At 72.7% G+C, this 10,800-nt stretch carries 9 protein-coding genes; 8 read left to right on the forward strand and 1 reads right to left on the reverse strand.

Going from position 1 to position 10,800, the window contains the following annotated elements; genetic code table 11:
• On the reverse strand, positions 1-388 hold a 388-nt coding region (locus AC6EXY_RS32465), incomplete at its 3' end, for a GntR family transcriptional regulator (protein ID WP_499818926.1).
• A gap of 872 nt (positions 389-1,260) precedes the next feature.
• Between AC6EXY_RS32465 and AC6EXY_RS32470 the strand changes: the two genes are divergently transcribed.
• From AC6EXY_RS32470 to AC6EXY_RS32505, 8 genes are all read left to right on the forward strand, one after another.
• Complete coding sequence (locus AC6EXY_RS32470; RefSeq protein ID WP_243407493.1) at positions 1,261-2,307, forward strand: MHYT domain-containing protein; 1,047 nt, start codon at positions 1,261-1,263, stop codon at positions 2,305-2,307.
• Positions 2,308-2,338: 31 nt separating this feature from the next.
• Positions 2,339-3,751 (forward strand): replication-associated recombination protein A, encoded by a 1,413-nt coding sequence (locus AC6EXY_RS32475; protein WP_101831803.1) that lies wholly within the window; start codon positions 2,339-2,341, stop codon positions 3,749-3,751.
• A 250-nt stretch (positions 3,752-4,001) separates the two neighbouring features.
• Positions 4,002-4,454: a DUF948 domain-containing protein gene (locus AC6EXY_RS32480; RefSeq protein ID WP_101831804.1), complete on the forward strand. Its 453-nt coding sequence runs from the start codon at positions 4,002-4,004 to the stop codon at positions 4,452-4,454.
• Complete coding sequence (locus tag AC6EXY_RS32485; RefSeq protein WP_101831805.1) at positions 4,455-4,757, forward strand: hypothetical protein; 303 nt, start codon at positions 4,455-4,457, stop codon at positions 4,755-4,757. It abuts the gene before it with no gap.
• A 92-nt stretch (positions 4,758-4,849) separates the two neighbouring features.
• Positions 4,850-7,513 carry an alanine--tRNA ligase gene (gene alaS, locus AC6EXY_RS32490; RefSeq protein ID WP_101831806.1) on the forward strand — a complete coding sequence of 888 codons (2,664 nt, stop codon included), beginning with the start codon at positions 4,850-4,852 and terminating at the stop codon, positions 7,511-7,513.
• Positions 7,514-7,545: 32 nt separating this feature from the next.
• The gene (gene ruvX / locus AC6EXY_RS32495; protein ID WP_207770295.1) at positions 7,546-8,085 is read left to right on the forward strand and encodes a Holliday junction resolvase RuvX; all 540 of its coding nucleotides are present in this window, start codon (positions 7,546-7,548) and stop codon (positions 8,083-8,085) included.
• Positions 8,082-9,647, forward strand: a complete 1,566-nt coding sequence (gene mltG, locus AC6EXY_RS32500; RefSeq protein WP_499818924.1) for an endolytic transglycosylase MltG — start codon at positions 8,082-8,084, stop codon at positions 9,645-9,647. The genes ruvX and mltG overlap by 4 nt, the downstream gene beginning before the upstream one ends.
• 98 nt (positions 9,648-9,745) lie before the next feature.
• On the forward strand, positions 9,746-10,618 hold the full coding sequence (locus tag AC6EXY_RS32505) for a shikimate dehydrogenase (RefSeq protein WP_243407496.1): 873 nt from the start codon (positions 9,746-9,748) through the stop codon (positions 10,616-10,618).
• Positions 10,619-10,800: the final 182 nt, after the last annotated feature.

A 10,800-nucleotide genomic window follows, 5' to 3' on the forward strand; every position in this document is an offset into this window, starting at 1 on the left:
TGGGGCGGGAGACGCCGAACTGTTCCATGAGGACGGCTTCGGGGGGGAGGGCGTCGCCTTCGTGGAGTTCGCCGCGGACGATCTGGCGGCGCAGGTGGGCGGCGACGAGCTCCGCCGTCTTCGGCACCCGGACCCGTTGGCCGATCCGCGGCAGGGGCACGCCTGCCAGCGCCGGAGACGGAGCCGGCTCCGCGGGCGCCTCGCTCCCCGGTCCTGAGCTGGCGGGCCGGGGCGGGCGCGTGGACGTCCCGCCGCCGCGGCGGGAGGCTCGGGCCCGCCCGGCGGGCACGGTGTGCTCCGCCGGCTCGGACCCGGGCGGGGGCGATGCGGTGGCCCGTGCGGCTACGGCACGGTCGGCGCCGGTGCGGGGCGGAGGGATCACGCTCACGTGGCTGCACCTTTCCGGGGCGGGGATTCGGTCTCCGGGGTGGGGCTGTGATCGGTGTAGTGGAGGGGCGCCACGTCGACGCCGGCCGGCGGCCGTCCCGCCAGGGGCCGCCCGCCGCGGGCCGTCGGCGCCGGTGGGGGCCTGCCCTGCTCCGGTCCCGCTCGCCGAGCCCCGGCCCAGGCACGGGCGGCGGGAGCCGTACGAGTAGATAAACCGACTAGCTGAACCATACATGCACACCAATGCGTGAAAGGCCTTTCGTGGAAATGGCCTGTGGTCTTCCGGTCCGGGGTGGCGGAGATGTATGACCGATGTCCGGAACTCCTTGTTGTGTCAAGTTGACGGGCCGGTTCCGCGGGGCACTTAGGTGTGGTCTGAGAGTAGTCCCGCAAATGCGGAGGTCGGCGCGGAGCCCGGTTTCTCCGCGGCCGGGGCGCGCGGGTCGACCGCCGTCGCGGCGAACGGATTGCCCGGCCGCGTGACATTTGTGGTGCCTGATCCCGTATTCGAGACTCCGTCCCGATTGAGGGACTGGAACCCACCTGGGTCCGGCGTGGCTCCGGCGACATGGGTGGGTCGTCCACCGGGGCCCTTGGTCCGCCTGTCGACCGGCCGAGACCACATCGTCGCACCTCACCGGGGGTCACAGTCGTCGGGCTGGCCCGCCCGGGCTACCGCGTCCTCGGGTGGGCGCACTGTCGCGCCCGCCTGGTCATCTCGGCGATATGAGGCATGTGACCACTAGATCCATATAGGCTTATTTGCGATTTATGGCGGGGTAGTGGACATACTCGTTGCATTGCGTATAGTTTTTGGTTTTCGACCTGTCTCGTGCTACATGTTGGGGGCTCCGGCCGATTCAAGGGGGACATGTGATCAATGCGCAGGCCGTTCATCAGCATGCAAGCCAGGACCTGCTGTTCGTGGTCGTATCGGCAGGCCTGGCCCTCGTGGGCTCGTTTGCCGCCCTGGTCAGCGCGATCCGGATCTCCCTGTCAGCGGGTCGTTCCCGGGCCCGCTGGACGCTGGCCGCTGCCGTCTCCCTCGGCGGCGGAGCGATCTGGTCGATGCATTTCATTGGAATGATCGGTTACCGGGTGGACGGGCTCGACCTCCGCTACGACCTGCCGATGACCGGGCTGTCCCTGGTCATCGCGATCGCGGCGTCGGCGCTGGGGCTCGGCCTCGTCGCGCGCCGCCCGCGCAGCATCGGCTGGCTCGGCATCAGCGGGGTCGTCGCCGGTCTCGGCATCGCCGTGATGCACTACACCGGCATGGCGGCCATGCATGTCGGCGGGACCGTGACCTACCGGACCGACATCGTCGCGCTGTCGGTGGCCATCGCGGTCGCCGCGGCCCTCGCCGCCCTGTGGATCGCGTTCCGGGTCCGCACCAGCCGGCACGTCGTGATCGCCTCGATGGTGATGGCCGCCGCGGTCTGCGGCATGCACTACACGGCCATGGCGGCCACCCAGGTCCAGGCCGGCTCCGGGGACGAGCAGGTCAGCGGCACGGACCCGATCTCGCTCGCCCCGATCGTCTGCGTGATCGCGTTCACCCTGTTGGCGCTGGTCATCTTCTCCGCGCTGGGCGGGGTCACCGAGGTGGGCGCCCTGTCGCTGGCCGGCGATGGGCGCAGCCGCCACCGCCGGGCCGGGCCGGTGGACCAGCCCTCCCCGCAGGCCCGACCGGGGTTCGACGCCTTGCGCACCGGCGAGCAGTGGCCGGGCCGGTACGCCGAGGACGGCCTCTACACCGTCTCCGGCCGCCAGTCCGACGGCCGCCAGTCCGACGGCCGCCACGCCGCCGACGGCCGCCACGCCGCCGAGGGCCGGTCGGGCGGTGAGGGTCCGCAGGGGTCGAGCTACTCGGGCTGGAGGCACGCCAGCGCGCCGAAGGATCCCACCAGCGCCGGGTGAACGGCCGGTACCCGCCGAGCCGTACGGTGGAATGGTGAGCCTGTTCGACGCACTCGACCCGGCCGGCGCCACAAGCGCGGTCGACGCCGGGGGCCCGGTCGACCGGGGCCCCGCGGCGCCGCTCGCCGCCCGGCTGCGCCCGGCGAGCCTGGACGAGGTCGTCGGCCAGCGGCACCTGCTCGGCGCCGGCAGCCCGCTGCGGCGGCTGGTCGAGGGCGGGGGGAGGACGTCGGTCATCCTGTGGGGCCCGCCGGGCACCGGGAAGACCACGCTCGCCCACATCGTGTCGCGGGCGACGGGCCAGCGGTTCCGGGAGCTGTCCGCTGTCACCGCGGGTGTCAAGGACGTACGGGCCGTCATCGACGAGGCACGCGCCACCCGGTCCGTGTCCGGTGCGCGCACGGTGCTGTTCATCGACGAGGTGCACCGCTTCACCCGCACCCAGCAGGACGCCCTGCTCCCCGCCGTCGAGCACGGCTGGGTCACCCTGGTCGCCGCGACCACCGAGAACCCCTTCTTCTCGGTGGTGAGCCCGCTGCTGTCCCGGTCGCTGCTGCTCACCCTCGAGCCGCTGACCGACGACGACATCCGCGGCGTGCTGGAACGCGCCCTGCGCGATCCACGGGGCTATGGCGGCCGGGTGGAACTGTCCGCCGCGGCCCGGGAGCACGTCGTGCGTCTCGCCGGCGGGGACGCCCGCCGCGCCCTGACCGTCCTCGAGGCCGGCGCCGAGGCCATCCTCGCAGACCTCCCTCCCGCAGACCTGCCGCCCGCCGAGGGTGACGTCGGTGAGCCCGTCGCGCGGCTTGAGGTGGAGCCGCTGGAACGGGCCGTGAACCGGGCGGCGGTGCGCTACGACCGGTCTGGCGACCAGCACTACGACGTGACCAGCGCGTTCATCAAGTCGATGCGCGGCGGCGACGCCGACGCGGCGCTGCACTACCTGGCCCGGATGCTCGAGGCCGGCGAGGACCCCCGGTTCGTCGCCCGCCGGATGATCATCCTGGCGAGTGAGGACATCGGCATGGCCGATCCCGGCGCGCTGTCCGTGGCGGTCGCCGCCGCCCAGGCGCTCGACCTCGTCGGCCTGCCCGAGGCGCGGCTCGCGCTCGCCCAGGCGGCCATCCACCTGGCCCTGGCGCCGAAGTCGAACGCGGTGATCCGGGCCCTCGACGCGGCCACCGCCGACGTGCGCGCCGGGCGCGCGGGGCCGGTCCCGCCGCACCTGCGCGACGCCCACTACCCGGGGGCGGCCCGCGCCGGCAGCGGTGCCGGCTACCGCTACCCGCACGACGACCCCGCCGGCGTCGTGCGCCAGCAGTACCCGCCGGACGGCCTCACCCGCGCGGACTACTACCAGCCCGGCGAGCACGGCTTCGAGCGCCGTGCCGGGCAGCGGCTGCGCGACCTGCGCGCCGCCGTCCGCGGCACGCCCGAAACCTGACGCCCGGCGGCCCACAGGGGCCGCAGCGGGGTCGCCGCCCGCGCAACCGTCGTTGTGTCACCCGAGAGAAGCCCAGGTCGGCGGTCCGGGGGCGGGGGGTGAGGACGGGGGCTACCCATAGTGGCGGCGGATGCCTCGGTAAGGTCACACGGGACGTCGCGGCGGTCGCGCGATGGTCGCGGCGTGGCACGGCATGCCGGATTCGGGTGGGGTGGGACCGGCCCAATCGACGATGGAGGCAGGAGCACATATGTCCGGTGGTGCGGTCGCGGGCCTGATCGCGTCGGGCGCGTTCGCGGTGCTCGCTCTCTTCGGCTGCTTCGTCCTGCTCAAGCTCGGCAAGATCTTCGACGAGGCGGCGGCGCGGGTGCGCCAGACGGGCATCGCCATCGACGAGGGAACCGCCCGGGTGCGGCAGGCCGGAGCGACGGTCGACGAGGTCAACGTGGCGCTCGCCCATGTGAACAAGGAGCTGGACCGGATCGACGCGATCACGGCCAACGTCCAGACGGTCACGACGAACGTCTCGTCGCTCACCTCGCTGTTCGCGGCGACGGTCGGCGGGCCGATGGTCCGGGTCGCCGCGTTCAGCTACGGCGTGCGCAAGGCGGCCGCCAAGCGCACCCGCTCGGAGGTCGAGTCCCGGGTGAAGACGCAGATGAAGGCGGAACGGACGACCGACGCGCGTCAGGGGGGCCGCTAGATGTCGCGGATCTTCTACCTGGCCTTCGGCGCGGCCGGGGGTGTCGTGGTGGTGCGCCAGGCGGCGAAGGCGGCCGCCGCGCTGACTCCGACGAGCCTGGCCGGATCTTTCGTACAGTCGGTGCAGGAGTTCTTCGCGGACGTCCGCGAAGCGGCGGCGGAGCGGGAGGAGGAGATCCGTGGTGCCCTCGGCCTTGACCGTGACCCGGACGACCCCGCCCCGCCAGCTCCGGCCGGCCTTCCCGAGGACGTCGACGACCTCGAGCGGACGATGCGGCTGGTTCCCGGTGCCCGCCGACCCTGAACGTCCCGTAGTTTCCCACGAGTCTGGTTCCCCACGAGTCTGGACAGTGTGACCCTGATGGACAGTGTGACCCTGATGGACAGTGTGACCTGATGGACACGGCCGAGATCCGCCGCCGCTTTCTGAACCATTTCGCCCAGCGCGGGCACACCGTCGTCCCGAGCGCGTCGCTCGTCGCCCAGGACCCGACGCTGCTGCTGGTGAACGCCGGGATGGTGCCGTTCAAGCCGTACTTCCTCGGCGATCTGGCCCCGCCGTGGCCGCGGGCGACGAGCGTGCAGAAGGTCGTGCGCACGGTCGACATCGAGAACGTCGGCCGCACCGCGCGGCACGCGTCGTTCTTCCAGATGTGCGGGAACTTCTCCTTCGGCGACTACTTCAAGGCCGAGGCGATCCCGTTCGCCTTCGAGCTGCTCGTCGACGGGTACGGATTCAAGCCGGACGATCTGTGGGCCACCGTCTACCTCGACGACGACGAGGCCGAGCGGATCTGGCTCGACCTTCTTCCCGCCGAGCGCATCCAGCGCCGCGACAAGGAGGACAACTACTGGTCGATGGGCGTGCCCGGCCCGTGCGGACCGTGCAGCGAGATCTACTTCGACCGTGGCGCCGCGTATGGCCGCGAGGGCGGCCCGATCGCCGACGAGGACCGTTACCTCGAGGTCTGGAACCTCGTGTTCATGCAGTTCGAGCGCGGTGAGGGCGCCGGGTACGACTACCCGATCCTGCGCGAGCTGCCCGCCCGCAACATCGACACGGGCATGGGCCTGGAGCGGATGGCGACGGTCCTGCAGGGCGTCGACAACGTCTACGAGATCGACATCTCCCGGCCCGTGCTCGACGCCGCCGGCCGGCTCACCGGCCGCCGCTACGGCGCGGACCCGGCCGCCGACGTGCGGCTGCGGGTCATCGCCGACCACTCCCGCACCGCCGCGATGCTCATCGCCGACGGGGTCGTCCCGTCCAACGAGGGCCGCGGCTACGTGCTGCGCCGGCTGCTGCGCCGGGCCGTACGCGACGCCCGGCTGCTCGGCGCCCGCGAGCCGGTGATGGGCGAGCTGTTCGGCGTGATCGGCGAGGCGATGGGCCCGATCTACCCCGAGCTCGTCGACAACGCCGACACGATCACCGGGGTGGCCGTCGCCGAGGAGACGTCGTTCGCGGACACCCTGCGCACCGGCACGACGATCTTCGACACGGCGGTGCGACAGGTCCGCGCGACGGGCGCGTCCACGCTCGGCGGCGACGAGGCGTTCAAGCTGCACGACACCTACGGCTTCCCGATCGACCTGACGCTGGAGATGGCCGCCGAGGCCGGGCTCACCGTCGACGAGGCGGGCTTTCGCCGGCTGATGGAGCGCCAGCGCCAGACCGCCAAGGCCGACCGGGCCGCCCGGCGCATCGGCAACCTCGACCTGTCCGCGTTCCGGCCGATCCTGGCCAGCTCCGGGCCGACCCAGTTCACCGGCTACGAGGAGCTGTCCCGCGAGTCCGGCGTCGTCGGCCTTGTTGACTTTGCCGGGATTGCCGGGATCGGCGACGGCGCGGGCCGCGAGGTCGTCGGCGAGGGCGAGGAGATCGGCGTCGTGCTCGACGCCACCCCGTTCTATGCCGAGAGCGGCGGCCAGGAGCCCGACTTCGGCGTGCTGCGTTTCGACGGTGGCGAGGTCGAGGTCCTCGACGTGCAGCGCCCTGTGCCGGACCTGGTGCTGCACCGGGTCAAGGTGCGTTCCGGCGAGCTGCGGGTCGGCGACCGGGTGCACGCCGAGGTCGACGAGGGCCGCCGGCGCGCGGTGTCCCGCTCGCACACCGCCACCCACCTCGTGCACGCGGCCTTCCGTCGGGCGCTGGGTGAGGGGGCTACCCAGGCCGGTTCGCTGAACTCGCCCGGCCGGCTGCGCTTCGACTTCCACGCCCTCGGCGCGGTGCCGCCGTCCGTCCTCGCCGACGTCGAGGACGAGATCAACGAGGTCGCGTTGCGTGACCTGCCCGTGCGCTGGTTCGTGACGACGCAGGAGGAGGCCCGCCGGCTCGGCGCGATGGCGCTGTTCGGCGAGAAGTACGGCGACGCCGTGCGCGTCGTCGACGTCGGCGACTACGCCCGCGAGCTGTGCGGCGGCACCCACGTCTCCAGCTCCGCCCAGCTCGGCGCGGTCAAGCTGCTCTCCGAGGCGTCCATCTCGGCCGGCACCCGCCGCGTCGAGGGGCTCGTCGGCATCGACGCGTTCCGTTACCTGGCCCGCGAGCACCTGCTGGTCTCGCAGCTGTCCACCGCGCTCAAGGCCCGCCCGGACGAGCTCGCCGACCGGGTGAGCGACATCGTCACCCGGCTGCGCGACGCCGAGCGGGAGCTCGACCGGCTGCGGGCGTCGGCCGTGCTCGCCGGCGCCGGGGCGCTCGCCGAGGGCGCCGAGGACGTCGGCGGCGTCGCCGTCGTCACCGCCGAGGTCCCCGCCGGCACCGCGCCGGACGACGTGCGCCTGCTGGCGATGGACGTGCGGGGGCGGCTCGCCGGGCGCCCCGCGGTCGTCGCGGTGATCCGCGCGGACGGGTCGTCGATCGTCGTCGTCACCGACGAGGCGGCGCGGGCCCGCGGGCTGCGCGCCGGTGAGCTGGTGCGCAACTCGTGGGGGGCGCTCGGCGGCAAGGGCGGCGGCAAGCCCGACATCGCCCAGGGCGGCGGCGGCAGCGCCGAGATCGTCCCCGCCGCCTTCGTGAAGCTGCGGAGCCTGATCGCCGATCTGACCGGTCGCTGAGGTGCCGTCGGTCGCTGAGGTGCCGTCGGCCGCTGCCGTGGCCAGCCCGTGCGCCGTACGGTGAGGCGGTGAGCGACCCGGGGATTCGTCGCGGGGTGCGTGTGGGGGTGGATGTCGGTTCCGTGCGGGTCGGCATCGCCGCCAGCGACCCGGACGGCATTCTTGCGGTCCCCGTCACGACCCTAGACAGGGACAAGCGAAACAATACGGACATCGACCTCCTTGTCGGGATCGTGCGGGACAGGCAGGCTGTAGAGGTCGTGGTTGGCCTGCCCAGGCAGCTGTCCGGGCAGGAGGGCCGGGCGGTCCGGCTGGTTCGGGAGTACGTCGAGGTGCTCACCGAGCGGATCGCCCCCATCCCCGTCCGGTTCGTGGACGAGCGGCTTACCACGGTTGCGGCCCATCGCAGAATGGCCGAGCGTGGCGTTCGTTCGCGCGCCCGCCGCACCCTCGTGGATCAGGAGGCAGCCGTGCAGATCCTCCAGCACGACCTCGACACGCGTCGTGGGAGTGAGTTCCGCCGCGGGAACGGCGGCGCGCCCGCTGCCGCCGACCCGCGGGACGCGAGGTGACCGGCGGCAACCTCGACGAGATGCTCGACGAGGATCCCTACGGCCGTCGCCGCCGCTCCGGCACCGCCGGCCGGTCGGGCCGCGCCGGCCGTCGCCCGGAGCGCGATCCCGAGGGCGCCTACCCTGACCCGGCCTACCCTGACGCGGGCTTTCCTGACGCGGGCTATGCCGATGGTCGCTACGCGGACGCCGACGGTCGCTACGCCGACGCGGATTTCGACGACTACGCCGCCGACCCCGGCTACCGGGACGCCGATTACGACGATCCCGACTATCCGGACGTCGACCGCCGTGGATCTGACCGCCGTGGGCCCGGCCGCCGTGAGGCCGGCCGGCGGGGCACGGACTACCGCGACACGGGCTACGCGGAGGACGACTATCCGGATTTGGCCCATCCGGACTCGGCCTACGACGACGATCCGGCCGACGACGATCCGGCCGACGGTGAGTGGCGTGGCAGCTGGAACGACGACGGCGAGGAGGTGGACGCCCCGCGCCGTGGTGGCCGGGCGCTGCCGAAGCTGGTCGCCGTCCTCGTCGTCGTGGCCGCGTTGCTCGGGCTTGGCATCTACGGCGTCGGCAAGGTCGTCGGCCGCGTCTCCGGCGGTTCCTCCGCCGCGGACTACATCGGCTCGGGCGACGGCATTGCTGTGGTCCAGGTCCCGGACGGCGCCAGCGCCCGCGAGATCGCGCAGGAACTGCACGAGGCGAACGTGACCGCCTCCGTCTCCTCGTTCGTCAAGGCGGCGGCCGCGAACCCGAAGTCGCTGGGCATCCAGCCGGGCACCTATCGGCTGCGCAACCGGATGAGCGCCGACGCCGCCCTCGCCGCTCTGCTCGACCCGGCGTCCTCCGCGCCGTTCCGGTTCGTCATCAAGGAGGGCATGTCCGTCCAGCAGGTACTCGCCGGCCTGCACGACCGGCTGGGCACGCCGATGGAGGAACTGGAGGCGATCGCCCGCAACCCGGCCCAGCTCGGCGTACCGTCATACGCCCCCACGCTTGAGGGTTACTTCTTCCCCTCCACCTACGACCTGGTGCCCGGAGCCACCCCGGTCCAGCTGATGACCAGCTTCGTCACCCGGTTCAAGCAGGAGACGGCCTCCCTCGACCTCGAGCACCGGGCCGCGGCGCAGGGGATGACCCCCGCCAAGATCGTGACCATCGCCTCGATCATCGAGAAGGAGGTCGCGAACGCGGACGAGGGTCCCAAGGTCGCCCGGGTGATCTACAACCGGCTCAACGACACCACCGGTGGCTTCCGCCGCCTCGACATGGACTCGACCACCCGCTACGCGCAGAGCGAGTACACCGGCCCGCTGTCCAGGGCCCAGCTGGAGAACACCTCGAACCCGTACAACACCAGAGCGGTCGCCGGCCTGCCGCCGGGCGCGATCTCCAACCCCGGACTGTGGGCGCTGAAGTCCGCTCTGGAACCGGCCGCCGGGACATGGTTGTATTTCGTGTCCATGCCGCGAACAAAGGTCACCCAGTTCGCGACGACCACAGACGAGTGGGACACCCTGCGTGCGCAGTACCACGCCGAGGGAGGCAAGGAGTAGCACCGCGCCCGGTCCGGGCCGGTGGGTCGAGAAAGGCGGGAGGCGTTGTGACACGGGATGTCCAGGCAACGCGGGATGTCCAGTCGGAGGTCACGACAGTGACCGACGTGGCCGATGCCCGGGCCGCCGTGCTCGGCGCGCCGGTGGCCCACTCGCTGTCGCCGGTGCTGCACGCCGCCGCCTACGCGGAGCTCGGCGTCGCCGTCCAGTACACAGCCATCCACTGCGACGCGGCCGATCTGCCCGGGATGCTCGGCCGGTTGCGCACCGAGCCCGGCTGGGTGGGCGTGTCGCTGACGATGCCGCTCAAGACCGTCGTGCTCGACCTGATCGACGAGGTGGATCCGACCGCGGCGGCGATCGGCGCCGTCAACACGGTCGTCGTCGGTGACGGCGGTCGTCTCGCCGGCTACAACACTGACATCGTCGGCGTCGGCGTGGCGCTGCGGCGTGTGATGCGCGCGGCGCGCCCCCGCCAGCCGCTGGTACTCGGCGCCGGCGGCACCGCCCGCGCGGCGATCGCCGCCGTGGCCGCCGCCGGATGCCCGCACGTCGCCGTCGTGGCCCGCCGGCCCGAGGCGGTCGCAGAGCTCGCCGACATGGGCCGTCGACTGGGCGTCGAGGCGACGGCACTGCCCTGGGACCTGCTCGCGACCGGCCTGCCCACCGGCCCCGACCTGGTCATCGCCACCACCCCCGCGGGCGCCACCGATGCCCTCGCGGCCCGGGCCTGGCCAGCGTCCTGCCAGCTCGTCGAACTGCTCTACCACCCCTGGCCAACAGCGCTCGCCGCAGCCGCCTACCGGGCCGGCGCGCGCGTCGCGGGCGGCCTGGAGATCCTCGCCGCCCAGGCCGTCGGACAGGTCGAGCACTTCACCGGCCAGACCGTCCCCGCCGGCGTCCTGCTGGCCGCCGGCCAGGCCGCCCTCGAGGCCCGCACCCCCCACCTCGCCGCCACCACGCCCGCCTGATCCGCGGCGCCTTTCTCCACGCATCCATCGGCCCCCAGGCGATCCTCACCTAGCTTCCTTCTTCGCCTTCTTCGTCGAGGTTGCGGATGAGTGCGTCGAGGTCGTGGGTGGTGAGGGTGGGTGGTGTGGTGGTGATGGGGGTGCCGTCGGGTCGGGTGGCGTGGATGGTGTTGTGGGTTGAT

This window comes from Frankia sp. RB5 (assembly GCF_059816245.1).

Bases quoted from the DNA above. Each gene is read 5' to 3' on its own strand.
- AC6EXY_RS32475 (WP_101831803.1), top strand. From the start codon at position 2,339: ATGGTGAGCCTGTTCGACGCACTCGACCCGGCCGGCGCCACAAGCGCG.
- AC6EXY_RS32480 (WP_101831804.1), top strand. From the start codon at position 4,002: ATGTCCGGTGGTGCGGTCGCGGGCCTGATCGCGTCGGGCGCGTTCGCG.
- AC6EXY_RS32485 (WP_101831805.1), top strand. From the start codon at position 4,455: ATGTCGCGGATCTTCTACCTGGCCTTCGGCGCGGCCGGGGGTGTCGTG.
- alaS (WP_101831806.1), top strand. From the start codon at position 4,850: ATGGACACGGCCGAGATCCGCCGCCGCTTTCTGAACCATTTCGCCCAG.